Source organism: Fructilactobacillus sp. X2R1C3 (assembly GCF_059901425.1).
The window spans coordinates 289,639-314,485 of the sequence record NZ_JBWXUW010000002.1; the positions used below are offsets into that span (position 1 = coordinate 289,639).

29 protein-coding genes and 1 other annotated feature are annotated in these 24,847 nt (G+C 37.1%); of the genes, 3 read left to right on the top strand and 26 right to left on the bottom strand.

Translation table 11 applies throughout. The features are described from left to right. The first annotated feature begins 15 nt into the window (after positions 1–15). Together AC6UDD_RS03555 and yidC are read left to right on the top strand one after the other, a co-directional pair. Positions 16–300: an acylphosphatase gene (locus tag AC6UDD_RS03555; RefSeq protein WP_500718778.1), complete on the top strand. Its 285-nt coding sequence runs from the start codon at positions 16–18 to the stop codon at positions 298–300. A gap of 70 nt (positions 301–370) precedes the next feature. Further along, positions 371–1,342 (top strand): membrane protein insertase YidC, encoded by a 972-nt coding sequence (gene yidC, locus AC6UDD_RS03560; RefSeq protein ID WP_500718780.1) that lies wholly within the window; start codon positions 371–373, stop codon positions 1,340–1,342. Positions 1,343–1,428: 86 nt separating this feature from the next. On the opposite strand, the gene rpmF is transcribed toward yidC, so the two are convergent. The 25 genes from rpmF to AC6UDD_RS03685 all read right to left on the bottom strand — a co-directional run bounded on the left by rpmF (position 1,429) and on the right by AC6UDD_RS03685 (position 23,786). Next, positions 1,429–1,608, bottom strand: coding sequence for a 50S ribosomal protein L32 (gene rpmF / locus AC6UDD_RS03565; protein ID WP_500718782.1), 180 nt, complete (start codon positions 1,606–1,608; stop codon positions 1,429–1,431). Positions 1,609–1,650: 42 nt separating this feature from the next. Next, positions 1,651–2,205 (bottom strand): YceD family protein, encoded by a 555-nt coding sequence (locus tag AC6UDD_RS03570; protein ID WP_500718784.1) that lies wholly within the window; start codon positions 2,203–2,205, stop codon positions 1,651–1,653. An 82-nt stretch (positions 2,206–2,287) separates the two neighbouring features. Continuing rightward, positions 2,288–3,406: a nucleotidyltransferase gene (locus tag AC6UDD_RS03575; protein WP_500718786.1), complete on the bottom strand. Its 1,119-nt coding sequence runs from the start codon at positions 3,404–3,406 to the stop codon at positions 2,288–2,290. A 5-nt stretch (positions 3,407–3,411) separates the two neighbouring features. Beyond that, positions 3,412–4,149, bottom strand: a complete 738-nt coding sequence (locus AC6UDD_RS03580) for a class I SAM-dependent DNA methyltransferase (RefSeq protein WP_500718788.1) — start codon at positions 4,147–4,149, stop codon at positions 3,412–3,414. 1 nt (position 4,150) lies between these two features. Continuing rightward, positions 4,151–4,510, bottom strand: coding sequence for a ribosome silencing factor (gene rsfS / locus AC6UDD_RS03585; protein WP_500693669.1), 360 nt, complete (start codon positions 4,508–4,510; stop codon positions 4,151–4,153). A gap of 8 nt (positions 4,511–4,518) precedes the next feature. Further along, complete coding sequence (gene yqeK / locus AC6UDD_RS03590) at positions 4,519–5,121, bottom strand: bis(5'-nucleosyl)-tetraphosphatase (symmetrical) YqeK (RefSeq protein ID WP_500718790.1); 603 nt, start codon at positions 5,119–5,121, stop codon at positions 4,519–4,521. Further along, entirely contained in the window at positions 5,114–5,683 is a 570-nt protein-coding gene (locus AC6UDD_RS03595; protein ID WP_500718792.1) for a nicotinate-nucleotide adenylyltransferase, read from the bottom strand. Before AC6UDD_RS03595 ends, yqeK begins: the two co-directional genes overlap by 8 nt. 11 nt (positions 5,684–5,694) lie before the next feature. Then, positions 5,695–6,006 carry a ribosome assembly RNA-binding protein YhbY gene (gene yhbY / locus AC6UDD_RS03600; RefSeq protein WP_500718794.1) on the bottom strand — a complete coding sequence of 104 codons (312 nt, stop codon included), beginning with the start codon at positions 6,004–6,006 and terminating at the stop codon, positions 5,695–5,697. A 12-nt stretch (positions 6,007–6,018) separates the two neighbouring features. Beyond that, positions 6,019–7,137, bottom strand: coding sequence for a ribosome biogenesis GTPase YqeH (gene yqeH / locus AC6UDD_RS03605; RefSeq protein WP_500718796.1), 1,119 nt, complete (start codon positions 7,135–7,137; stop codon positions 6,019–6,021). Further along, positions 7,137–7,682, bottom strand: a complete 546-nt coding sequence (locus AC6UDD_RS03610) for a YqeG family HAD IIIA-type phosphatase (RefSeq protein ID WP_500693958.1) — start codon at positions 7,680–7,682, stop codon at positions 7,137–7,139. Before AC6UDD_RS03610 ends, yqeH begins: the two co-directional genes overlap by 1 nt. Before the next feature lie 103 nt (positions 7,683–7,785). Beyond that, a complete protein-coding gene (gene rplT / locus AC6UDD_RS03615; protein ID WP_010021582.1) occupies positions 7,786–8,142 on the bottom strand; it encodes a 50S ribosomal protein L20 in 357 nt (118 codons plus the stop codon). Between the two features lie 34 nt (positions 8,143–8,176). Then, positions 8,177–8,371 carry a 50S ribosomal protein L35 gene (gene rpmI / locus AC6UDD_RS03620; RefSeq protein ID WP_010021583.1) on the bottom strand — a complete coding sequence of 65 codons (195 nt, stop codon included), beginning with the start codon at positions 8,369–8,371 and terminating at the stop codon, positions 8,177–8,179. 41 nt (positions 8,372–8,412) lie between these two features. Continuing rightward, complete coding sequence (infC, locus tag AC6UDD_RS03625; RefSeq protein WP_500707892.1) at positions 8,413–8,919, bottom strand: translation initiation factor IF-3; 507 nt, start codon at positions 8,917–8,919, stop codon at positions 8,413–8,415. Between the two features lie 38 nt (positions 8,920–8,957). After that, positions 8,958–9,082, bottom strand: a sequence feature (ribosomal protein L20 leader region). 17 nt (positions 9,083–9,099) lie between these two features. Beyond that, positions 9,100–11,073, bottom strand: coding sequence for a threonine--tRNA ligase (thrS, locus tag AC6UDD_RS03630; protein WP_500718798.1), 1,974 nt, complete (start codon positions 11,071–11,073; stop codon positions 9,100–9,102). Positions 11,074–11,333: 260 nt separating this feature from the next. Continuing rightward, on the bottom strand, positions 11,334–12,260 hold the full coding sequence (gene dnaI, locus AC6UDD_RS03635; RefSeq protein ID WP_500718800.1) for a primosomal protein DnaI: 927 nt from the start codon (positions 12,258–12,260) through the stop codon (positions 11,334–11,336). Positions 12,261–12,262: 2 nt separating this feature from the next. Then, positions 12,263–13,606 carry a DnaD domain protein gene (locus AC6UDD_RS03640; protein ID WP_500718802.1) on the bottom strand — a complete coding sequence of 448 codons (1,344 nt, stop codon included), beginning with the start codon at positions 13,604–13,606 and terminating at the stop codon, positions 12,263–12,265. Continuing rightward, positions 13,603–14,094, bottom strand: a complete 492-nt coding sequence (gene nrdR, locus AC6UDD_RS03645) for a transcriptional regulator NrdR (RefSeq protein ID WP_500693661.1) — start codon at positions 14,092–14,094, stop codon at positions 13,603–13,605. Before nrdR ends, AC6UDD_RS03640 begins: the two co-directional genes overlap by 4 nt. A 17-nt stretch (positions 14,095–14,111) precedes the next feature. Further along, entirely contained in the window at positions 14,112–14,705 is a 594-nt protein-coding gene (gene coaE, locus AC6UDD_RS03650; protein WP_500718804.1) for a dephospho-CoA kinase, read from the bottom strand. Next, positions 14,698–15,540 (bottom strand): DNA-formamidopyrimidine glycosylase, encoded by an 843-nt coding sequence (gene mutM, locus AC6UDD_RS03655; protein WP_500718806.1) that lies wholly within the window; start codon positions 15,538–15,540, stop codon positions 14,698–14,700. Before mutM ends, coaE begins: the two co-directional genes overlap by 8 nt. A gap of 12 nt (positions 15,541–15,552) precedes the next feature. Beyond that, a complete protein-coding gene (polA, locus tag AC6UDD_RS03660; RefSeq protein ID WP_500718808.1) occupies positions 15,553–18,216 on the bottom strand; it encodes a DNA polymerase I in 2,664 nt (887 codons plus the stop codon). A gap of 93 nt (positions 18,217–18,309) precedes the next feature. Continuing rightward, on the bottom strand, positions 18,310–19,011 hold the full coding sequence (locus AC6UDD_RS03665; protein WP_500693657.1) for a Bax inhibitor-1/YccA family protein: 702 nt from the start codon (positions 19,009–19,011) through the stop codon (positions 18,310–18,312). A 12-nt stretch (positions 19,012–19,023) separates the two neighbouring features. After that, the gene (gene murC / locus AC6UDD_RS03670; protein ID WP_500718909.1) at positions 19,024–20,355 is read right to left on the bottom strand and encodes a UDP-N-acetylmuramate--L-alanine ligase; all 1,332 of its coding nucleotides are present in this window, start codon (positions 20,353–20,355) and stop codon (positions 19,024–19,026) included. 77 nt (positions 20,356–20,432) lie between these two features. Further along, positions 20,433–22,760, bottom strand: a complete 2,328-nt coding sequence (locus AC6UDD_RS03675; RefSeq protein WP_500718810.1) for a DNA translocase FtsK — start codon at positions 22,758–22,760, stop codon at positions 20,433–20,435. A 44-nt stretch (positions 22,761–22,804) separates the two neighbouring features. Continuing rightward, positions 22,805–23,443, bottom strand: coding sequence for a YtpR family tRNA-binding protein (gene ytpR / locus AC6UDD_RS03680; protein WP_500718812.1), 639 nt, complete (start codon positions 23,441–23,443; stop codon positions 22,805–22,807). 19 nt (positions 23,444–23,462) lie between these two features. After that, positions 23,463–23,786 carry a thioredoxin family protein gene (locus AC6UDD_RS03685; protein ID WP_500718814.1) on the bottom strand — a complete coding sequence of 108 codons (324 nt, stop codon included), beginning with the start codon at positions 23,784–23,786 and terminating at the stop codon, positions 23,463–23,465. Between the two features lie 82 nt (positions 23,787–23,868). Between AC6UDD_RS03685 and AC6UDD_RS03690 the strand changes: the two genes are divergently transcribed. Beyond that, entirely contained in the window at positions 23,869–24,201 is a 333-nt protein-coding gene (locus tag AC6UDD_RS03690) for a hypothetical protein (RefSeq protein WP_500718816.1), read from the top strand. Here AC6UDD_RS03690 and trmB read toward each other — a convergent pair. Continuing rightward, positions 24,198–24,839, bottom strand: coding sequence for a tRNA (guanosine(46)-N7)-methyltransferase TrmB (trmB, locus tag AC6UDD_RS03695; RefSeq protein WP_500718818.1), 642 nt, complete (start codon positions 24,837–24,839; stop codon positions 24,198–24,200). The genes AC6UDD_RS03690 and trmB overlap by 4 nt on opposite strands. Positions 24,840–24,847 lie beyond the last annotated feature (8 nt).

Genomic DNA, 24,847 nt, shown 5'->3' on the forward strand with positions numbered 1-24,847 from the left:
TTAAGGAGAATCATTTTGTCAAACAATCAGTCAGTCAAAATAATCGTTTCAGGACTTGTCCAAGGCGTTGGATTTCGATATAGTACTAAAAAAATCGCAGATCAGTATTCTATTACTGGAAATATCCAAAACATGCCCAACGGAACCGTTTTAATCATCGCAAATGGGAATAAATCGGAGTTAGACGATTTTATTCATTCAATTAAAACTTCGCCTAATAGTTTTGCTAAGATCAAAAACATTAAAACACAGTCAATTAAACTTCCAAAAGTTCCAAATTCATTTTCAATTAAAATCTAACTTGAAATTGCTGAAATATTCTTATTAGGTTAGTATGTAACATGTTACTTAAAAGTTAGGAGTTAACTAAATGAAAAAAATTAAGAAACTAGGTTTATTCAGTTTTATTGCCATGGTTGGCATTTTTTTAACTGGATGTGTAAGAACCGATTCAAAGGGACGTCCCTTTGGATTCGTTTATCATTATTTAGCCATTCCCGGGCAACACGTGATGGATTGGCTAGCACAATACGTTGGTGGCTATGGATGGGCCTTGATTGCGATTACCGTAATTGTTAGAACCTTGCTTTTACCAATGATGATTAGTCAGATGAAAAAATCTACTATTCAACAGGAAAAAATGAATTTGGTTAAACCACAAATGACCAAGATTCAACAACTTCTAAAAAAAGCAACGACTAAAGAACAGCAGGTTGCCTTAAATCAGCAGATGATGCAACTCTATAAAGACAACGGAATCAGTATGACAGGTGGGATTGGATGCTTGCCATTATTGATCCAGTTGCCAGTGTTTGCTGCTCTGTATGCAGCTATTCGTTACTCACCTGAAGTTTCTCATACTGTCTTTATGGGAATTAAACTAGGCCAGTCAAGCATCCTATTAGCCGTCTTTTCGTTTCTGGCTTATGCACTTCAGGGATATCTTTCAACCGTTGGGATTCCTAAAGAACAGAAAAAACAAATGGCAATTATGATGTTAATCAGTCCGATCATGATTCTATTTGTTACCCTTTCATCACCAGCTGGATTAGGAATTTACTTCTTTATTGGTGGATTATTTGCCTGCGTTCAGACCTTTATCATCAATTTGTCCCGTCCACGAATCAGAAAACAAATTAATGAAAAAGCCAAAAAGAACCCTCCCAAAGTTGTCATTCCAAAGGAATTAGAAGAAGAGATTGAGACGGGAGCCGAACCAAGTTCAACAACCAGCTCCAAAAATACAGTTTCTAAATCCGGAGAATCCGAGACTGAGATCGAACACGAAAACAACCGAAAACGTAATGCTGGCAAACAACAGCATCATAATCATAACGAGTAAATAAAACCGACAATTAAATTGTCGGTTTTTTAGTACAAAAAAAGAACTTCAAAAACCCATGGTGTTTTTGAAGTTCTTTATTTAAATTAACCCTTTTTAGCAATTACTTCTTTACCGTCATAGTAACCACAGTTAGGACATACAAAATGTGACTTACGTAGTTCGCCACAGTTAGGACATGGGCTCATGCCAGGAACTGATAAACTGTCATGCGAACGACGCATGTTTCTTCTTGCTTTAGAAGTTTTTCTCTTTGGTACAGCCATTATTCACAACCTCCTCTTAATTTGATTTCCACTAGTGAATTTTTAAGTCTTGTCATCGTCTGAAGGTTTGAAATCCTTTAATTTTGCAAGACGTGGATCAACATTTTTATCTTCTTCCACCTGTCGATTAAAATCATCTTCAGAAATAACTTCCCAGTCATTTCCTTCAGGCATTGCTTTGCCCTTCTGCTCTTCTGGTGAAAGAACTTGCATCGGAATATTGACAATTATGTTATCGGCAACTGCTTTATCAAAATCAATCATCAAGTCATCACCAACAACTAACACTACTTCTTCATTATCATATCGATTTAGCGCAGTTTCAGTTAACACATAAATCTCACTAATGTTAAAATCCATGGGTAACTTAACTGGGGTTAACGATCGTGAAGAAGGAACTGTTACACTACCTTTGACGTGAGCATCTATAATCACATCTCCGTTGTCAGGAGTAGCAGATACATCAACGTCAAAGGAAGTGGCATCAAGAATACTTTTCGGATATCGATTCATTAAATCGTCTTTTAAATCCACTGTCTCATGGGTTGTAAACGGTTCTTTCTTATATCCTAGTAGTTTTTCAAATGACCACTTCATAATTTAACCTCCAATGCAACACGACTAATTATACATACCATAAAATTCATTGTCAAGGTCCTATCCTTGATAGCACGGTCTTCTAAATGACAATGGGATAAGTAAATTTATCTTGCATTCGACCATTGATCATTCCATAAAGAATTCCAGAACGGCATTCAAATTCTAACGTATTATTAAATTCTTCTTTTCCAATTCGATCAACGACCGGATACGGGATTGCTTTTTTAACTTGATTCAGATAACTTCTCCCAATATTGTTCATTCCCAAAACTCGGACAACCGGATTATAACTGGTCATTTGTGTTTTCTTTATTTTAAATAACGTATAGACCAACAGTCTTTGAATCCTAGTGTAGGTATAACGTTTTGTCTTAACATCTTTAATAAACGCCTGATAGGTTGTGTCTTTGACCGCCATTTGCTTTAGACGATTCTCTAATCCTTCAGTCATCTGATAAATTTGATTTAAATCAGCTATCGAACTCTGAGTCAATTCATAACGTAAAAAAGGCCAAAAGTCTGACCAGAAAACCGGCTTTTCGTTGTCTAGGACGACAGAAGAATTGGGAATGAACTTTTGGTAACGACGATCATGTGATTTAATTGAAGCGCGAATAGCTTTGCCACTCGCAATTTTTCCACTCAACTCTCCACTATTATGCTCACTACTGTACCGCTTAACCGGAACTAGCTTTAAAGGCGAACCCAACTTCTGATTGGCCTTTGCATACCAATACGCAAGTGTATCATTTGGTTTAATTAAATCAATTCCACTCTGTTCTTTAATTGTTCGTTGAAATAATTTTGGATAGGAAAAATTATAATCATGAAAATTATCAGACGAATGAACATCAACGGATGCCAACTTCGTAAAATCCCAGTCACTGTGCTCACTACCAAACGATAAGTAAGAACAGCCCAAAGCTTCTACAAGTTTCATCGACCGAGCTGCAAAAATACTGGCAGGTTGAACCGCATCCGATATTGGAAGTTCAATTACTAAATCAACTCCATTATCTAAAGCCATCTGAGTGCGGATCCATTTATCATAGATAGCGGGCTCACCTCTCTGAGTCCAATTACCACTCATAAATATTACCGTTACATCCGCTTCAGTTCGTCTTTTAGCTTCCTGTAATTGATAAAGATGACCATTATGGAAAGGATCATATTCGGTTATTATTCCAACAGCTTTCATTCGGATTATTCCTCACTACATACAAAGAACCAACGGGTAGTATCATCTTTAACCTTATCTTTCCCAAAGTTACTCGTCACCTTAATGTTATTAAATCCGACTTCATTCAATGCCTGCGTGTATTCTAGCAAAGGATAGGTTCGTTCTTTATGGGTTTCATTATATTCATCAAAACCGTTAATATCCCGATTGTAATCAAAAAAGGATAGATCGTGTTCCACTGAATGAGGAAAATCACCAACAAAGGTATTCCACATAAAAGCATGGTCACCATCGTTGGTGTTAAACATATAGCCAGGATAAACAACATCGGTCTGATAAGGGGTGATCACATCAAATAAGAATTTACGATTGTTAGAAAGATGCTCTTTAACCTGAGCAAACATCGTTTTAACTTGCTCAATATTTTCTAAATAACAAATCGAATCGTCAAAACACGTAATGGCACCATAACTTGGTAAACCATCCAAATCTAACATATTGGCGTTAATTAACGCCACGTCAAACACATGGCTTTCATTTAAATGATCATTTGCGATTGCCAGCATATCATCCGATAAATCCGCTCCAGATACAGCATAACCTGCTTTTTTTAAAATAACCAAAAGGCGACCAGTTCCACAAGCTAAATCTAAAATATGCTTTTCTTTAGGAACGTTATCAGCTACAAACTCAAACCACTTTTGATATAGATTATTGTCAAATAATTTATCATAAAATGACGCAAACTCAGAATAAATCATATCAGTCTTCACTGACCCAATCAGTTATATCAAGATCAGGGGCGTCAGACCAAAGCTTCTCTAAGTTGTAAAAGGATCGTTGTTCACTCTTGAAGACGTGAATAATAATATCACCGAGGTCAATTAATACCCAAGATCCTGTATTTAGCCCCTCGACCCGTAAAACTTCAACGTGTTCCTCACTCAATCGATCAATAATATCATTTGCGATTGCCTTCACCTGGCGAACACTTGGAGCATCCATAATGACAAAATAACGACCAACCAACGACAATTCTTCAATGTCTAAAACCACAATATCGTGGGCGCGTTTACTATCAGCAGTTTCAACAATATTTTGTAAAATCTTATTATTATCCATATAATCCCCTACTTTTTACCAGCAACAATTACATTAAAAGCTGTAATCGCACCGGGATAAATTGCCTTTCCATTGCTTGCCAAATATGAAATAGTACTTTTAGTTTGATATTTAACACCATCCCATAAATTTTGATTAGTAATCTTACGAGCTTTCTCAACTCCATCAAAATCACGGGCCGGTTCAATGTAGTCAGCCATATAAGTAATCTGTGCAACCTTGTCCATGTCAGGCGATGCGATCGTATGGTATTTAATCGCGTTTAGAATTCGACTATCATGAATCCCAAGTTCTGATTCCACAATCAGATAACCCACGTAACCATGCCAAATAGCATTCCCATAATTAAGTAGTTCTGGATTCAAATGATGGGACTTAATAATGTCAATAAATTCCGAATCCGGCCGTTGTTTGGCATAATCATGAACTAGGCCACTAAGTCCAGCTAGAGTTTCGTCCACCTTAAACTCTCGTGCTAAGTTAATGGCAGTCTCTTCAACTCGCAAGCAATGTTGAAACCTTTTCTCTTTTAACGTTGTCTTTAGTTTGGCAACAATTTGATCACGATCATACTTAGAATATTTTTGATAATTAAGTTTCTCTTTATTCATATAAGTCATGCTCCTTAATGTATCGTAACACCGTGTCCGGCAACAAGTATCTGACGCTTTCTCCTTTTTCAAGATGTGATCTAATTAAAGACGATGAAATAGCTATCTCAGGTGAGTCAACAAAACTTACTGGGTACTTAGAAAACTCAGAATTACCCGGACGATTAACACCAATAAATTTAACCATTTTAATCAGATCATCAATTCGATACCATTTTGGCAGATATTCGACCATGTCGCCACCAATGATAAAGTAATAATCAACATCGGGATGAATTTTAGTTAATTCCTTAATCGTATCATAGCTATAACTCTTCCCCTTGCGATTTACTTCAATCATTTCAATTTTAAAATTAGTGTTATCCCTAATGGCTAAATTAATCATGTTAACCCGATCAGAAGCATCAATTGCGGACTTGTGATCAACATGTGGTGGCAAATAATCAGGCATAAATAGAACTAAATCGAGGTTTAATTGGGTTAAAGCCTGTTCAGCCATAATTAAATGACCATAGTGAATGGGGTTAAAAGTCCCACCTAAAATTCCAACCTTCTTACGCATCAATCAATCTCCTACAAATTTGCCACTTCAATCGATAATTTACGATAATTGTCCTTACTCGATTCCTTAAACAATAAAAGTGTCTTACCAATCGTTTGGACAACTTGAATATCCGAGTTATTCTCAATGAATTGTTTAACGTCCCTCACATCCACATCGGCAGACTGTTGAAGATTAATTTTAATTAATTCACGGTGATCAACTGCATTTTTAACTTCATTCATCCAAGTCTCATCTAGTCCATTCTTTCCAACTGAGAAAATGGGACGCATATGATTCGCTTTTGCTCTTAAAAATCGTTTTTGTTTTCCCTTTAAATTCATTATTAAATACTCCTAAAACATTGCTTTTCTAACTAACACTGACACACCCTTAGGAGCATATCCAGCAACCGTGGATCCTTTCGGGACGGTAATCCATCCAAGTCCTTCAATCACTAAATCACTTCTGTCAGTAATTTTAAATTCATGTCGTTTTAGCTCAACGACGTTGTCTTTACCGGTCGGTGGGGTCAATAACTCACCGGCATGCTTCTCAAAAAATTCATCAGCATTTGTTAATTTCGTTCGATGGATCATCAGATTATTGTCAGCATAAACGGTAAAGCCATGACGCTCACCCGAAATAAAATCAAACCGACCAATTGCACCTAAGAATAAGGTCTGTCCCGGATCCAACTGATAAGTACTGGGTTTAATCCGCTTTTGCGGTGAAACATACTTCAAGTCTTTAGAACTTAAATAGTGAGCCATCTGATCTTCATGAACAACACCAGGTGTATCGATCAATTCTTTCCCCTCTTCCAACGGTATTTTGATCAAATCGAGGGTAGTACCAGGAAACTTAGAGGTAGTAATAACCTGCTTCTCACCAGTGCTTTGTTGGATAATTTGATTAATTAAGGTAGATTTGCCAACGTTAGTTACTCCAACCACATAGACATCTCGGCCTTTCTGATTTTTGGAAATGGCTTTTAACAGATCATCAACTGATTGATTCGTCTTGGCAGATACTAACTCAATATCAATGGGTCTGATTCCATTCTTATTTGCCATTTGACGTAACCAATCTTTAACTTTGTTCTGGTTGAACGACGATGGCAACAAGTCTGATTTGTTACCAACTAAAATAATCGGATTGTTACCAACAAAGCGCTGAATCCCAGGAATCATACTTCCATCTACATCAAATACATCCACGACGTACACTACTAACGAATCAGTGTCGCTAATTTCGCTCAACAACCTTACAAACTCGTCATTTGAGATGCTAATTGGTTCAATTTGATTATAATGACGAAGCTTAAAACAACGCTGGCAGTATAATTTCCCTGAATCAATTCCCTTCTTGATTGCTGATTTAGGCGTGTAACCAGCCTGTTTCGGATCGGTATCTTGAATTTGTGCCCCACAACCAATGCAATATAAGGGTTCATTATTTTCATCATTATCCATTAATCAATATCATCCTTCCACTTTAAATCACTGTACTTTCGCATCAATTGTGCATATACAAACGTTTCAAAGAAACGATTAATCCGTGTATTCCACGCATCTGAAGTAACCAATGGCTTTACCAAAATACTTCTGATTCTAGTATTGTTGGCGGCCCATATATCCGTTAAAATTTGATCTCCCACCATTACTACCTGGCTTCGTTTTAAGCGATACGTTTTAAGGGCCCTTAAAATCCCAAAAGTAAGTGGTTTTAAAGCCCGGGCAATAAATGGCAACTCAAGACTAGTAAGAGCCTTCTCTAGTCTTTCCCGATTATTGTTTGAAACCACAATCACCCTAATTCCATGATCACGAACTCTTTTGAGCCAATCGTGTAGTTCAACGGTTCCCTCAGGATTATTCCACGGAATTAGAGTATTATCTAAATCGGTCAGAATTACATTAATCCCGTAACTTTCAAGTTTTTCTGGGGAAATTTGATAAATATTGTTAACCATCCAAGTCGGTTTGAATAATGATAGCATATAGACCTCTCTGTAAATAAGAATTGATGTTTCTATTTTAAATCATTTATGTATAGATTGGGAGCATCCCAATCCGATAAAAAAACTTCCACCAAACAAGAGCGGTGAAAGTTTTTTAGGCTTATTTTAATGCTGCTTTGGCTTTTTCCGCTAATGCAGAAAAGGCATCAGCATCGTTAACTGCTAAGTCAGCTAACATTTTTCTGTTCATATCGATGTTAGCAAGTTTCAAACCATGCATGAATTTACTGTAACTCAATCCATTATTTCTAGTGGCTGCGTTAATTCTTGCAATCCAGATCTTTCTGAAATTACCCTTGTTGGCACGACGGTCACGAAAGGCATATTCCTGTGACTTCATTACTTGATCTTTAGCAGTTTTGAATAGACGATGCTTAGCACCGCGGTATCCCTTAGCTAATTTAAGAACACGCTTACGACGATTACGTGTGGTAGTTCCACCTTTTACTCGTGGCATATTAAAATCCCCCTATACAAACTATATTATTCGCTTATTTTTGTAGTAATTCTTTGTAAGTCTTCAAGTTTGACTTAGCCATCATACGTGTTCCACGTAAATGTCTACGTTGCTTCTTAGTTTTACCGTGAAAACGGTGACTAGTGTAGGCATGACCACTCTTTAAACCACCATTAGCAGTTTTTCTAAAACGCTTTGCGGCAGCACGATTTGATTTCAATTTTGGCATATTATATTCCTCCCCATCGATTCATAACTCAATTAAATGAGTTATTTCTTTTCATTCTTACTTGGTGCAAGCATTAAGAACATACTTCGGCCATCCATTTTTGCTCGTTGAGTAACATCAGCAACGTCAGAAGTAGCTTCCGCCATTTTGTTTAAGACGTCTCTTCCAATACTTTTATGGGTAATAGCACGTCCCTTAAATCTAATAGAAACTCGAACACGTTCGCCCTTAGTCAAAAACTTCTTGGCGTTTTTAAGCTTGGTATTGAAGTCATTACTATCAATTGTCGGACTTAACCTAATTTCTTTAACACTAACAGTTTTTTGACGCTTTCGAGCTTCACGCTCTTTCTTTTGGCGATCAAAACGATATTTCCCGTAATCAATAATCTTGGCTACGGGTGGTTTTGCTTTAGGAGCAACAACAACTAAATCCAAGTTAGCTTCTTCAGCAATTGACAAAGCTTCTCTAGTAGATTTAATCCCTAACTGATCTCCATTAGCACCGATTAGTCTCAATTCGCGAGCATGGATACCCTCGTTAACCATCTTATCTCTTGCTATGGTAATTCACCTCCAGGTAATTTTAAGCAGAAAAATAGCGGATGCTACAGAGCACCCGCTACACCTAAAAACATTAGGACTTTCATTCGTAGAATGCCCAGCGATCAAAATCACTCAGGCGAGAAGCGGGAAGCTTCTGCTTTTGACTACATAATAATACCAACTTTATTTAATTTTGTCAACTGGCTTGGACTCTTCTTCATCGTTACGTGAGTAAGTAGCAATATCATGTAGAACTTCTGAAATAAAGTCATCAATTGACATATCTTTACTATCGTCTTCACCATACTTACGAACAGAAACCGTATGATTCTTAATCTCATCATCACCAACAACTAGTGTATATGGAATCTTCTTGGTTTGAGCATCACGAATCAAATAACCCATCTTTTCGCCCCGCTCATCGACATTGGAACGTAAGTTTAGTGCACGAAACTTTTCGTTTAATTTACGAGCATAGTCACCGTGTTTTTCATCACTAACCGGGATGATTTGAATCTGGTCAGGTGCAAGCCACGTTGGGAAAGCACCTTTATACATTTCAATCAAGTAAGCGGTGAACCTTTCCATGGTAGAAACAATTCCACGATGAATCATAACGGGACGGTGTTCCTTACCATCTTCTCCGACATAATGAAGATCAAATCGTTCCGGTAACATAAAGTCCAGTTGAATGGTAGATAACGTCTCTTCATTTCCCAGAGCCGTCTTAGTTTGAACATCAAGCTTAGGACCGTAAAATGCGGCTTCACCTTCGGCTTCAACGTAATCAAGACCTAAGTCATCCATGGCACCCTTTAACATCGTTTGCGCTTTGTTCCACATCTCATCATCGTCAAAATACTTTTCCGTATTCTTTGGATCACGATAACTTAATCTGAACGTATAGTTATTAATGTCAAAATCATGATAAACTTCCATCATCAAATTCAAGATTTTTTTGAATTCTTCTTGAATTTGATCAGGAGCAACAAACGTATGACCATCATTTAAAGTCATTTCACGAACTCGTTGAAGACCACTAAGTGCACCAGACTTTTCATAACGATGCATCATTCCTAGTTCAGCAATTCGCAGAGGAAGCTCTTTATAAGAACGAATATGATGATTGTAAATCTGAATATGAGATGGGCAGTTCATTGGACGTAATTCCAACATTTCGTCATCATCCATCTTCATTGGTGGAAACATGTCGTCTCGATAGTGATCCCAGTGACCAGATTGCTTATACAAATCCAAATTGGCTAATACTGGGGTATAAACATGTTGGTAACCATGAGCAATCTCTTTATCAGTGATATAACGCTCAATTGTACGACGAATCGTTGCACCTTTTGGCATCCAGTAAGGAAGACCAGCTCCAACCTTTGGATCGACAAAGAATAAGTCGAGGTTATTCCCAATAACACGATGGTCACGCTCTTTAGCCTCTTTACGCTTCTTCAAATCTTCATCTAGGTCATCAGCTTTAAAGAAGGCCGTGCCATAAATTCTTTGAAGCATTGGATTTGATGATTTGCCTTCCCAATATGCACCAGCAACAGACAAGAGCTTAAAATGTTTTAGATCTTTTAGACTTGGAGCTACTACCCCTTGAGCTAGCGTTTTAACGCCATCGATACTGTAAAAAAGAATATTATCAGAATCAATGTTGGCAATTAGTTGTGCTTGATAAGGATCACCATCAACTTCTTTTAAAGCGTCATCCTTACTTAGATAAACCCTTTCGACGGTAGCGTTATTTTTGATGATCTTTTTCATTTTATCAGCTAATTCATCAAGTTCATCTGAACTAACTTGACGATCTTCCTTGTCAGTATCAACAAAGAAACCATCTTCATCAGCGGCAATCTCACCAATGCGAATATCGTGATACTTCTCTTTGACAGCCGTTTCAAGTAACTGAGCAGCACCTTGTCGTAGAATTTTAAGACTCTCATCAGAACCGGAAGTAATAATGTCAATCTTGCCACCATTTTTTAGTGGTTGCATCAAATCAACAACTTTTCCATCAATCTTAGCCGCAACTGCCTTTTTGGCTAGACTAACTGAAATTGACTTGGCAATATCTGCCGCAGTAACGCCTGAATCAAATTCTTTCTTGTTACCATCTGGAAACTCAAATGATAATTTAGCCATTTTACTCATTCCTTTCATAAAAAAATCCCTAGTAAATCAATACTAGGGACGCCATTAGCGCGGTTCCACCCAAATTCGTCCATTTACATGGACATCTCGTTTAAAACCTATTTATTAATGTCATTTAATAAAGGTGGTAAGTAAGTTACTCCAAACAGATAGTTTCCAGAAAACCTATCCTCTCTGTGAAATTCGTAATCACTCATGTCCTTAACAACTAACAGTCTAAACAACGACCTGTTACATGTCAAGAATAATCCTTATTTATTCCTGCGATTTGTACCATTAAGTTCAACGGGCTTCGATAAAAACTTAATTCGTTCCATCAGTCGCTTAGCTTTAAGTGGTTCCACATCTCCCTGAGCATTAACCTTTAAATGCTCTTGTTCCAATTGATCCATGGAAAAGTTAGAACTAAAAAAGGTGGAAAGCTCATTTTGCATTCGGTACTCTAAAATAACCCCAAGAATGTCGTCTCTGATCCAAGATGACATTGAATCTGCTCCAATATCATCAATCATCAAAATTGGAGCAGTTTTAATTTCATCCAGCTTACCTCCGACTTGATTGTTTCCAATTGCATTTTTAATTTCAACGGCAAAACTTGGAAAATGAATCAAGACCGAACTATAACCATCAGAGGCCAAACGATTGGCAATTGCTCCAAGTAAATAAGTTTTACCTACGCCAAAGGGACCGTATAGGTATAAACCCTTCTGAAACTGCTGAGGATTATTTTCGTATGACCCAATAAAATCAAGTGCTCCTTCCAAAGCTTGAGCTCGTTCAGCCGTCTGTTCATAGTCACTTAAATTTGCTGATTTAATTTCTTTGGGCATTGAAATGGACTTAATGCGTGACGCAAATTGTTCTCGCTTCTGCTTGTTTAATAACGCTTGCGTGGGCTCGTACGAAACGTCAATCAAATGGTCACTTAAAACCAAGGTTGGTTGGTATCCCTTAGCAAAGTTAGCGTTTCCCTCTTCCAACTTTTTCTTTTCATTGACAAACTCATACAGTTTTGATGCCGACCGTTTCACAACATCATCACTTAATTCACTCTCATTGTCACTCAAAAATTGTTTAACGTCTGGATCAGAATAAACCGAATTCATTAACTGTTGGTAATTATGATTCAAATTTTTCTTTTTCATCAATTGGCTCATCTCATCACTAACATTCTTCATGATTACTCATCCCCAGACTTTTTATTTAATGAATTTAATTTCTCAGCAATTCGCTTTCGCTGAGTAGTCGAAATTTTTTCATTACCCCGACTTTTATTTTCCTTAGCCCAGTCAGGCAATGTTTCTTTGACATTTGTACGTCTTCGATATCTTCTTTGTCGCTTGTTTTTACTTTCAGTAACCTGTTCCTGACGGTGCTTAATATCGTCAATCGCTTTCGATGCACTATTAATTTTTCTTTGTGCCCAATCATTTGCAATGGTATCAATTAAATTTTTATTGATGGTAGGTTTTCCCTCGTCAATCAAGATGTGATAAACAAGGATATTAATCACTCCGTTACTCAAAGTATTGCGATTAATAAGTTCAGATAAAATCCTTTCTTCAGCGGAAGTGGTAAAACCACCCTTTTCACTCTTTAAAGAATCAAGAAATTCTACTGGAGCGGACGAATCAGCAATTTGGGCCAATTGTTGTTCCTTAGACGTTAGACTACTCTGTAATTCGTTCATCTCAGGAGCTTGGCTTTGATTGGAATGATCTTTTGCTGGGGCGTTTATTTGATTTCGCCTAGAAATTAATATCTTGAACTTTTTTGGGTCAAACCGATTGTTAACCAAGTTACTGGCCTTCTCAATGTATTGTGCCATCTCAAGTTCACCAATTCCATATAATCGGTTGGTGTTACTAAAGAGTGTCTCATACTTTTTAACACTTTCATTTTCGACAAAGGACTTATCCAAAATATTCATCAATAACTTAAAGTCAAACTGATCATTTGAAAGTTTATCATCAAAGAAATTTTCTTTTACATTAGTCTTGTCTCGAACTACCTTAATTACACTTGGTTGGTCATTTACTTTCTCATTATTAACTGAAAATACTTGCAGGAAATTACGTGTTTGATCATCTAACCCACTAAAATCAAAATGTTCTGGTAAGAGTTCATCTGAAAGTTGCAAATAGCGATCTTCACCAACCATTTCAAGTAATAACAGACTCAAAAGACTATCACTAAAGAATTGGTCAGGATTAAGTGGCAGTACAAGTTGATACTCATACAAGTCGATTTCAAAAGAATGATCAACATACGTCTTAAGCAAGCCCGATCCTTCAAGTTTCATGAGCGAGTCATCCAGTTCCTTGGCATCAATGCCAAGATTAGACATTAATTCAAAATTAACGTGCTGCTCATCATCAATTAACCATAAATAATTGTATAAGGCATATGCATTTTTACCAATAACTGGCATGTACAACAAATCGACATAATGACGTTCAACATCACTAATGGGCTGTGATCGATAAACTTTAAAATCAGTTTTAGGATTAATTCCGTTGATCATTCTTTATTCTTATCCTCATTATTTTCGTCTTCATCATCCATTAATTCTTTGAGTTTATTATAAAAGACTGACATATCCTTAAATTGGCGGTAAACACTTGCAAACCGAATGTAAGCAATTTCGTCAACTTCTTTTAGTCCCTTCATAACACCCTCACCAATGGTTTGACTAGCCACTTCATGGCTACCATCATCAGCGTCATAAGCTATTTTTTCAACCTTATCAACAATATGGTTCATTTGTTCCATCGAAACTGGACGCTTTTCAGATGATCTGACAATTCCACGCAAAATCTTAGAACGATTAAATTCTTCTCGATCACCGTTCTTTTTTACAACTAACAAGGGGCTTGATTCAATCACTTCAAATGTCGTAAACCGAAATCCACACTCTTCACATTCCCGTCTTCGACGAATACTTTCACCATCTTTGACCCGACGACTTTCCAAAACCTTTGAACCGATATGATGACATCGCGGACATTGCATTTTTTCACCTTCACTAATTACATAACACTTACAAAATCATACCAATTTTTGACCAACGACTTCAACTGATCGAAAGTGCCAGAGTTATCAATACACCAATCAGATAATTGTGCCTTTATTGGTTGTGACCATTGGGCTCCAATCATTTTACTAGCACGACTCAGTGAAATATCATTTCTTCTAACTAACCGCTGTAATTGAACAACTGGATCACACGTAATCATCAGATTAGCATCAGTTAAAATTTGAAATCCATTTTCAAAAAGAGTGGGGGCATTTAAAATCACTAAACGTTGATCGTGTAACTTGTTTAGCCGAGTATTAACTTCACGAAAAAGGTATGGATTAACAATTTGGACTAACTTTTTCATACCGTCACGATTCGAAAAAACCATCCCACCCAAAACGTTTCGATCAATTTGCCCGTTACTTTTAATCACCAAACTGCCAAACTGCTCACTAATTTGATGAATTAACTCATGATTATTCTTTTCTAACTCATGTGTCATGGCATCTAAGTCTAATGCAGGAACGCCTAAAGTAACTAAATAATCACTTGCAGCCGATTTACCGGTTGCAATTCCGCCGGTTAACCCAATAACTTTACTCACTTAGATCACCATGAACTTTTTGACAATGGGGACAGAAACTAGTACCTCGTTGTGCAACCTTGATTTTTTCAATGGGAGTTCCACAACGCTCACACGGTTGTCCCTTTTTACCATAAACATGAAGATGATTTTGAAAACTACCCTCTTCACCAAAGGCATTTTTATAAGTAAACACCGTTGTTCCATGACCCTTGATGGCTAACTGAATTTCTTTAATGATGTTTTCCCTTAAAGTTTCAATTTCCTGATCACTTAAATAGTTAGTAGCCTGTTCAGGATGAATCTTAGACAACCACAAACTTTCATCAGCATAAATATTCCCAATCCCAGCAATGTTAGATTGATCTAACAAAAATGCCTTGATTTTTCGGTGAGACTTATGCAGTTGCTTCTTTAAATAATCAAAAGTTAAATCCTTCTCAGTTGGCTCTGGTCCAATTTTATTCAATCCTGACAAATCATAAACCTGAGAATCCTTAACTAAATTCATCTTTCCAAATTTTCTTGTGTCATTGTAACGAAGCTCCCGACCATCACTTAAATGAAAAACAACGTAAGTATGTTTTTGATTCTCAGTACCCTCAGGTACCACATCATATTTACCTTCCATTCGTAAGTGAGAAACTAAAGTATAGTCGTCACTTAGCCGGATTAAGAGGTATTTCCCCCTCCGATCAATTTGTAAAATATCTTTGCCAGCTAACAAATCTTCAAATTCTTTTACTGGCAAATTCAACATTTTTGGATACAAAGCATCCACGGAAACAATCTTTGTACCCTGTACAAGATTGGTTAACCCTCTTCTTATCGTTTCAACTTCAGGTAACTCAGGCATTCCTACACCCCATTATTTTTTTATATCATACCAATTTGGTCCGTAATGACTTTCAACTTTTAGCGGTACATCCAGATCAACTGCAGAATCCATAACACTTGGAACTAGTTTTTCTAAAGTTGGAATCTCTTCTTTTGGTGCTTCAAAGATTAGTTCATCATGAATTTGCAGTAACATCGTGGCCTTTAAACCGCGTTTCTTAAGTTCTTTTTGCATTCTGATCATTGCAACTTTAACAATATCGGCAGCACTCCCCTGAATGGGCGAGTTCATTGCCGTTCTTTCGGCAAACGAACGCTTTTGAAATTGCTTAGAATTAATATCTGGCAGGTAGCGGCGACGTTTCATGATGGTTTCGGCATACCCATGATCTTCGGCGAACTTAACGCTATCTTCGGTGTATTTTTTGACCCCTGGATATTCCTTGAAATATTTATCAATAAATGCTTGAGCTCGTTTTCGTGATATGCCAGTGTTTTTAGCAAGTCCATAAGCACTAATTCCATAAACAATGCCAAAATTGACAGCTTTCGCTTGTCTTCTCAACTCGGGAGTAACATCCTCGTTGCTCGGAAGTTCAAATATCCGTCGTGCCGTCGCTGCATGAATATCTTCACCATTTTTAAAAGCTTCCTGCATGTTCTTATCTCCAGAAATAGCAGCTAAGACACGTAATTCAACTTGAGAATAATCCGATGAAAATAGTTGCCACCCCTTATGACGAGGAACAAATGCTTCACGAATTTTACGACCTTCTTCAGTTCGAACTGGAATATTTTGAAGATTAGGATCAACCGAAGACAATCTTCCAGTTTGAGTTAAGGTCTGCAGATAACGGGTATGAACTTTATGATCACGAGAATAAATGTCCTTTTTGATTCCATCAATATAAGTTGAAATAAGTTTTGACAATTGTCTGTACGCCAGAACATTATCGACAATCGGATTCAGACCCGCGATTTTTTCTAACACATCAACTGACGTAGAATACCCTGTTTTTGTCTTTTTCACAACTGGTAATTTCAATTTATCAAACAGGATTTCACCTAACTGCTTTGGTGACCCGATGTTAAATTCTTCTCCAGCCTCTTGATAAATCGACTGTTCAATTTCTGATAAATGTTCGGTAAATTTACTCTTCAATGCTTCGAGGGTGTCTACGTCCACCGTAATCCCTTCAATCTCCATTGCACTTAGCACATAAGATAATGGAACTTCCATATTACGGTACAAATCTAATTGATTGTGTTTCTTCAAATCATCAATCATTTTATCTTTTAAATCATTAATTGCCAATGCTTTCCTGACAATGTGTGCAAAAAAAGTTTCATCATCTTCTGGCAGCTGTTTTTTCTTTCCAGTTCCATAAACTTCACTATCCGGTTTAACTCCATAATACCCGTGCCGATTAGCCACTTTAGCCAAATCATTACTATTATCAAGGGTATTCAGCAAATACGAAGCTAATAACATGTCAAAATCAACGTTATTTAACTGAATATGTTCGCGATCGGCGGCCACAATTTGCGCCTTAGCATCAAAAACATTTTTTTTAATATCGTGATTTTCTAAAATGCCTTTTATTTTCGGATCATCTAGAAGATCAATATCCTTACTTACAAACCAATGATCCTTATCCCCAATAACAAAGCCAGCAAATGGAGCAGTATGGTAATTCTCATCCAACATTTCAATGTTAAAGACAACATCTTTTGACAAGTGATCTAACTCGGCTAAGTTGTCTTTATTTAAAATCGTATATTTAACATCCGGAAGTTCCTCAGCTGACTGATTCTCTGATCCTTCCATTTCTCTTAAGAAGGATTTCATGTTCATTTTCTTATAAAAATCAACTAACTTATCATTATCGGGACCATCATACTTTAAATCCGATAATGAAATTGTGAGAGGAGCATCCCTGTCAATGGTAGCCAATTTTTTAGACAAAAAAGCCTGGTCTTTGTCCTTAATCAAATGCTCTTTCAGTTTTTTACCAGAAACTTCATCGATATGATTATAAAGATTATCAATACTATCAAATTTTTGAATTAACTTGATCGCGGTCTTTGGACCAACTTTTTCAACACCCGGATAGTTATCTGAGTTATCTCCCTGAAGACCTTTTACGTCAATAATTTGTCTAGGAGTAATTCCCATTGTCTCTTTTACAAAGTCTGGCGTGTATTTCTCAATTTCACTCACACCCTTCTTTGAGATCGCAACGGTAACTTTATCCGAACAAAGTTGAGTAAGATCACGGTCTCCCGTTATGATAGTAACCTGATATCCCTCATCAGCCGCTTTCTTTGAAAGCGTTCCAATAATATCGTCAGCTTCATAGTCTTTTAATTCATAGGCTTTAATACCCCGATCGTGAAGCAGATCCATTACAAACGGAAATTGTTCCCGTAATTCGTTAGGCATCTTTGCTCGCCCGGCTTTATAATCTTCGTACATTTTGGTTCTAAAGGTTGTTTTACCTGCATCAAAAGCGGCAAGAGCTGACGTTGGTTGAACATCCTTTAAAATGTCATCTAGCATTCGATTAAACCCATAGATCGCACTGGTGTGCAATCCGTCTTCATTGGTAAAACGTTCCAAGGAAGTAAATAACGCAAAGAATGCTTTATACGTTAAAGAATTTCCGTCAATTAGTAATAATTTCTTGTCTGCCATAAAATTCTCCTTTAGAATTAATTACTATTATTTTAACACTTATAATCAGTTCAATTGCGAAAAAAACATGGCCATCCGACCATGTTTTTTTTATTAATCTCGATTGTTTCCAAAAATACCAAAGACCTCAAGAAGAAATGTAAATAGGTTTAGAAAATCAAGGTACAACTGAAGTGCACCAGAAATTGCAAGTCCGTTTACATTAATGTTACCAGAGTACTGCATGTACATTTTCTTTAAGTTTTGTGTATCAGTAGCACTCAATGCGGTAAAAATAATGATCCCAACGGCTGAAATAAATAGCTCAATCCATGGATTTCTCAAGAATAAGTTAATTACCATCGCAATAATTAAAGCAATTAGTGCTGCGAACAACTGCGTGCTTAACTTGGTTAAATCTCTGTGAGTAGTGAACCCAATCGCACTCATTACCAAGAAAATACTAGCACTGGATACTAACGCTGCTCCAATGGTGCCAAGATTAAAGGCAATGAAAATGTAACTAAGTGAGAGCCCTGTTAAAACCGAGAAAACCAATAAACCGATAAAGCTTAACGTCGGATTACTTTGTGCAAATCCTGAAATCACAAAAGAAATTATGAACCAAACGATTAAAATTACTAATCCTGAGGCTCCACTACTGATGTTTGGCATAAAAACACTACTTAAATACGCAGAAATAGCAGAAATTAAAACCGCAATTCCCATAATCCCGTATACTTTAGTAAAAAACGCGTTGAGTCCAGCATTATCGCCAACTACCCGACGACCACTTTCTCCATCAAAATTATTCATTTTTATTCTCCTTTAATTAACCTTCTTACTTAAATGACTTAACAATTCCTCATAGGCTCTTTCGTACTTTTGAATATCTCCAGCACCCATAAATATTACCACGGCATCGTGATATTGCAACAGTGGAGACATGTTTTCTTCCTCAATTAAGCCACCATCTTTGGTAATTTTGTTAACCAAATCCTCGCTCTTAACGTGTCCCGACTTTTCTCTTGGAGAACTATAAATTTTAGTAACGTATACCTTATCTGCCTTACTTAACGTTTTAGCAAAATCATCGAGATAGGCAATCGTTCGACTAAAAGTATGGGGCTGAAAAACAGCAATGATCTCCTTATTAGGATACTCCTGTCTAGCGGCATCTAAAGTGGCCTTAATCTCAGACGGATGATGTGCGTAATCATCAATAATTGTCATATCTCCCACCTTAACTTGAGAAAAACGACGCTTAACCCCCTTGAAAGTTTGAAGTTCACGTCTGATTTCGTCCAAATTAACGTCTTCAAAATACGCAACGGCAATTACTGCTAATGAGTTTAAAACATTGTGTTCTCCATACAAAGGAATACTGAATTCCCCTAGGTCCTTTCCGTTATATTTAACGTGAAAAGTTGAACCAGCGGTTGTTCGCTTAATATCCACCGCCTGAAAATCGTCATCATCACTAGTTCCATAGTAATAAATTGGAACTGAAGCTTTTAACTTCCGTAAATTCTGATCATCGCCCCAAGCAAAAATTGCCTTTTTAACCTGGTTTGCAAAGGTTTGAAAGGCGTCAAAAACGTCCTCAATTCCGGTATAGTAATCTGGATGATCAAAATCAATGTTGGTCATAATGGCATAATCTGGATAAGTTGCCAGAAAATGACGGCGATACTCGTCGGCCTCATAGACGAAGAAACGCGCATCAGTGGTGCCCTTCCCAGACCCATCACCAATCAGATAATCAGTTGGTGCGATCCCGCCTAATACGTGAGAAAGTAGTCCAGTGGTACTGGTTTTTCCGTGAGCACCACATACTCCGATGCTCGTGTACCCCTCAATTAATTCTTCCAAGAAATCAGGATAACTATAAATTTTTAATCCTAACTCTTCGGCTCTTTCAATCTCCGGATGCGTATCAGGGAAAGAATTCCCTTTAATAATCGTCATTCCCTTTTTAATGTTATCAGGATTGAATGGTTCAATCTTAATCCCAGCATTTTCTAATCCTTGCTGAGTAAAGGTATATTTTTCAATGTCAGAACCCATGACCTTACAACCGCGATCATGGAGAATAAGTGCCATTGCACTCATTCCGGTACCTTTAATTCCTACAAAAAAATAAGTAGTGTCTTTATTTATGTTAGTCATTTAGTTGGAATTCCCCTTTTTATTGTCTGGTTTAATAATACCAATTAAAGTAATGAAAATCTAAAAATTTAAATATTCAATTTAGCAAGTTCATTTTTCGTCAAATAAACATCTCGCGGTTTAGAGCCATGCTCACCTGAAATAAAATTATTTTGCTCCAAATCATCAATAATACTAGCAGCTCGATTGTATCCAATGGAAAACACTCGTTGCAATTTTGAAGTTGAAATCCCATCTTCGTCTGCGATATAACTCAAAACTGACTTCCACAAGTCATCATGTTGTTGAGCTTGTTCTGCACTTTTAAGCAATGATTTGGGCTGAAACTCGTACTTTGGTGTTTCCTGACTTCGAACTTGATCACAAACTCGCTCAACTTCTTGGTTAGTAACAAAAGCACTCTGAAGTCGCACTGGCTGACTGGCACCACTACCCAGATAAAGCATATCACCCTTACCAAGTAATCGCTCAGCTCCACTTTGATCAATGATTGTTCTGGAATCAATCTGGCTTGACACCATAAAGGCAATTCGCGTTGGAATATTATTCTTAATGGTCCCCGTTACAATATCAACGCTCGGTCTTTGAGTAGCAACAATCAAGTGAATCCCAGCTGCCCGAGCCTTTTGTGTAATCCTAACAATATAATCTTGGACTTCAGTTGATGCAACCATCATCAAATCAGCAAGTTCATCAATGACAACTAGGATTTGTGGCAATTTATCCGCATCACGACCATTTTTATGTGCTTCTTGATTATACTGAGTTAAATTTCTGACCCCAGCAGCAGCTAATCGCTCATAACGGTTGTCCATTTCCTCAGTGACCCATTTTAAAGCAGCCGAAGCCTCTTTTGGATCTGAAACAACTGGAGTTAACAAATGTGGAATCCCATTATATGGCGCTAATTCAACCGCCTTAGGATCAATTAAAATCATCCTTAAATCACGGGGCGAATTTCGATACAACAATGAAACAAGCAAACTGTTTATGAACACACTCTTTCCAGATCCAGTTGCACCAGCAATCAAAGCATGTGGCATTTTTTGAATATCGGCGGTCTTAGAAGCACCCCCAATACTCATCCCCAATGCTACTTCTAACGGTGAATGACTAGATTCAAATGAATTTGAATCTAGAATCTCTGAAAGCATCACTGGTCTAGGCTTTGGATTAGGAATCTCGATTCCAACCGTCGACTTACCTGGAATTGGAGCCTCGATTCTAATATCTTTGGCTGCTAGGGCCATCTTTAAATCATCAGTTAGATTAGTGATTTTGCTTACTTTAACACCAAGTTCCAACTTAACCTGAAACTGAGTAACGGTCGGTCCATCGGTCCAATCGACTACATGACCATGCACTCCAAACGCCTTTAATGTATCATCAAGTGTTTGAACTTGCTTTTCAATCCAGTCACTCAAACCATCATCAGAAGTCGAAATTGGTGGATTAAGTAGGTCACGACGAGGAAATTGATAATTAGTCTGACCCTCCTGATTGCTTGAAGTGTCTGACAATTGCCTATGCTTCATTGTGGTTTCATTTTTTGAATCAGAAAGTTCGTTAGTTGGTCGAAGAGGTGCTTTCTCTTCATCTTGACGTTTATCAGTACTATCAACTGGAGAAGACGTCTTCGCGTTATCACTCACTTCATCAGATTCTTCTGACTTATCTAACTTATCTTGTGGATTTGATTCACTTAAAGGGGGATTACTTGATACCGTGACTGATGCGTTTTGATCATCATTATCTTTTCTATCATCACTAAACAAAGCTAGATTAGCCGCTAAGCCACTCTCCTCTTTAAAGATATCCGCGAGCGAGTGACCTAATTCACGTTTACTGGCTGAAGATTCTTTATCATCTTCAGAGTTATCCACAGGCTCAGAGTTATCCACAATGTTTTCATTCTTATTTACATTTTCTTTAACAATTGGTTGAACGTCGTTTTCCCATAAATCTAAATCATCATCCGGAACAGCAGTTGGATCTTTAGGATTTAGATAAAGAACAAAATCATCATCATTCTTCTCCAATTCAACGGCCGCATCTTGATATGGTTTTCCGACTGACTGATGAACGGAATAGAAATTGCTATTTTGGTTACGGGAACGCGGAGTGAATTCTTTGGTTCTTTCCACTAAGGAATTTCGGGACTCAACATAGTGCTTTTTATCATCTTTAAATCGCAACTGAAATCCGCTCTGATACTTTGGTTGATAACGAGACTGATAGGCTGATTGTTTAATATTAGAATCGTCACTACGGATAATTTCCTGATTTGACTTTTTAGTTGTTCCATGAAAATCATTGACTTTTTTATCGCTACTCTTAAAGGGAACTTTCCCATTAAAGTATTTACGATAAAATGCTGGTCCATCATAATGTTCCAATTTAATCACCCTTAAAGAATTATGTATAAAAAAACGAATAGAAACTATTCGTCAAAAAGATTTTTTGCTTTATCAAAATCAAATGGTTCCCCAACTTCATAAGAATCGGGTAAAACTAAAGCTCCTGGTTTATCCGGTGCATTAGGAATCTCTAATTCTCTTCCAGAACAAATCATTCCATCACTCTTCACACCACGAAGCTCTCCTGGCCAAATAATTTGTCCATTTGGCATCATGGCTCCAACTTCAGCTACGACAACTTTGATTCCCGGTCTCATATTGGGAGACCCACTAACAAGTTGCAGTGTTTTCCCATTCTGGACTTTTGTTTGAGTTATGTGAAGATGATCAGACTTCGGATGATCTTCCATTTTTTCAACGTAGCCAACCACAAACTTTGGTTCGGTACTAGTGGGTAAGAAAGTATTAAACCCAGCCTCTTTCAACGCATCATTTAAAACTTCAACATCACCACTTGAAAGATCGACTCTTCCATTCTTTGATTTTAAGTTCCTTAAAATCTCACTGGCATTGAAAAAATTATAGCCAACTACGTGTCCTTTTTTATCTTTAATCTGAACAATATCATTCGATTTTGATATTTTCTGTGGTTCCGATCCCTCTCCAAGAATGACAACTAAAACATCATCCATTTGGCTTGGATTATAACTTGCGATCATCAAATTTAACTCACCTCTGAATTTATTGTGGAAGAGATTTAATAAAATCTTCTACTTGTTCCTTGGTTTTTCGATCTTTATTAACTAAACGACCGGTCTCAATACCATTATCAAAGGCAACGAAGCTTGGGATTCCAAAAATGTTCATTTCCTTAGTTAAATCGATATTTTCATCCCGATCAACTGCAATAAAGTCATAGTTTGGAAAATCTTTTACAATTTCTGGCATAGCAGGCTTGATAAACGCACAATCTGGACACCATGTGGCAGAGAAAAAAAGGATATACTTTCCTTGCTTAATTTTTTGCTTTAATTCGTTAAGATTCATCACTGGTAATTGTTCCACAGTATCCCTCCTAAACATTAATATTATAACCCACTCGTATTAAAAATGTTATATAATAAATTCAACAAATTCAATCGAAGGGATGCTTTTTATTATCATAAAACACAAACTAGCTTTTATTACTGGAACCGTAATTGCGGGAGTTTCGTTGTATTCACTTATTAAATTCAAGCAAGAACGCGACCAAGATCGGGTTAGACGTCACTTGTCCGATACACTAAGCAAAAAGTTTGATAATAGTGAGTTGTATGGTTACTGGATCGATTTTAATCAGAACGAAGATGGCCAGTTTATTGGCGGAATCAATATTTTAGACGATGATAACCATGACATCAAATCATATGGATTTACATTCGATTTGACCACAAATAACCTCGATAACATTCAACTTTTAAACACAAAGTCGATTAGTTAATCAATAAATTGGGCTACAATCTTATAGATTGGGCCCTTTTCTTTAAATTTTTCTTCATATTCAGTTTCTACATTATCTTTAGCAGCATCGCTATCATGCAAGTCAAGATTAACGGATTCAAACTTCATCCCAAAATTATTCAAACTAACCAATGAATACTCAAATAATCCACGATTATCAGTCTTAAACTCCAGTTTAGCTTGGTCAGGTAGCACGTCTTGATAACTCTTAAGAAAACGCGGCGAGGTAAGTCGCCGTTTGGTATGTCGTTTCTTTGGCCAAGGATCAGAAAAGTTGAGGAAAATTTTTGAAACCTCCCCCTTCTTAAAAATGGTGTTCACTAAACCGCCATCAGTGTGGATCAATTGAACGTTATCCAAACGACTATTTACGACTTTTTTTAGTGCCATTGCAATTACTGACTTTTGAATTTCAATCCCAATAAAATTAATATTGGGATTTTTTTCTGCCATCTCAGTAATAAATTTCCCTTTACCACAACCAATTTCGACATAAATTGGGGCGTCTCTAGAAAAACGCGTTTCCCACTTTCCCATATATTTTTCTGGATCATCAATAATTAATTCAGGATGATCTAAAATAAATTGATTTGCCCACGGTTTATTTCTAACTCTCATCATTTAAC

Bases quoted from the DNA above. Each gene is read 5' to 3' on its own strand.
- rplT (WP_010021582.1), bottom strand. From the start codon at position 8,142: ATGCCACGAGTAAAAGGTGGAACTACCACACGTAATCGTCGTAAGCGT.
- infC (WP_500707892.1), bottom strand. From the start codon at position 8,919: ATGGTTAACGAGGGTATCCATGCTCGCGAATTGAGACTAATCGGTGCT.
- AC6UDD_RS03665 (WP_500693657.1), bottom strand. From the start codon at position 19,011: ATGAATAATTTTGATGGAGAAAGTGGTCGTCGGGTAGTTGGCGATAAT.
- polA (WP_500718808.1), bottom strand. From the start codon at position 18,216: ATGGCAGACAAGAAATTATTACTAATTGACGGAAATTCTTTAACGTAT.
- rsfS (WP_500693669.1), bottom strand. From the start codon at position 4,510: ATGGATAATAATAAGATTTTACAAAATATTGTTGAAACTGCTGATAGT.
- AC6UDD_RS03580 (WP_500718788.1), bottom strand. From the start codon at position 4,149: ATGATTTATTCTGAGTTTGCGTCATTTTATGATAAATTATTTGACAAT.
- thrS (WP_500718798.1), bottom strand. From the start codon at position 11,073: ATGGCTAAATTATCATTTGAGTTTCCAGATGGTAACAAGAAAGAATTT.
- AC6UDD_RS03570 (WP_500718784.1), bottom strand. From the start codon at position 2,205: ATGAAGTGGTCATTTGAAAAACTACTAGGATATAAGAAAGAACCGTTT.
- mutM (WP_500718806.1), bottom strand. From the start codon at position 15,540: ATGCCTGAGTTACCTGAAGTTGAAACGATAAGAAGAGGGTTAACCAAT.
- dnaI (WP_500718800.1), bottom strand. From the start codon at position 12,260: ATGAAGAATGTTAGTGATGAGATGAGCCAATTGATGAAAAAGAAAAAT.
- rpmF (WP_500718782.1), bottom strand. From the start codon at position 1,608: ATGGCTGTACCAAAGAGAAAAACTTCTAAAGCAAGAAGAAACATGCGT.
- rpmI (WP_010021583.1), bottom strand. From the start codon at position 8,371: ATGCCAAAATTGAAATCAAATCGTGCTGCCGCAAAGCGTTTTAGAAAA.
- AC6UDD_RS03640 (WP_500718802.1), bottom strand. From the start codon at position 13,606: ATGATCAACGGAATTAATCCTAAAACTGATTTTAAAGTTTATCGATCA.
- yqeK (WP_500718790.1), bottom strand. From the start codon at position 5,121: ATGAATAAAGAGAAACTTAATTATCAAAAATATTCTAAGTATGATCGT.
- yqeH (WP_500718796.1), bottom strand. From the start codon at position 7,137: ATGGATAATGATGAAAATAATGAACCCTTATATTGCATTGGTTGTGGG.
- yhbY (WP_500718794.1), bottom strand. From the start codon at position 6,006: ATGAATTTAAAGGGAAAACAAAAACGATTTTTAAGAGCAAAAGCGAAT.
- AC6UDD_RS03595 (WP_500718792.1), bottom strand. From the start codon at position 5,683: ATGCGTAAGAAGGTTGGAATTTTAGGTGGGACTTTTAACCCCATTCAC.
- yidC (WP_500718780.1), top strand. From the start codon at position 371: ATGAAAAAAATTAAGAAACTAGGTTTATTCAGTTTTATTGCCATGGTT.
- AC6UDD_RS03690 (WP_500718816.1), top strand. From the start codon at position 23,869: ATGCTTTTTATTATCATAAAACACAAACTAGCTTTTATTACTGGAACC.
- AC6UDD_RS03575 (WP_500718786.1), bottom strand. From the start codon at position 3,406: ATGAAAGCTGTTGGAATAATAACCGAATATGATCCTTTCCATAATGGT.
- nrdR (WP_500693661.1), bottom strand. From the start codon at position 14,094: ATGCAATGTCCGCGATGTCATCATATCGGTTCAAAGGTTTTGGAAAGT.
- trmB (WP_500718818.1), bottom strand. From the start codon at position 24,839: ATGAGAGTTAGAAATAAACCGTGGGCAAATCAATTTATTTTAGATCAT.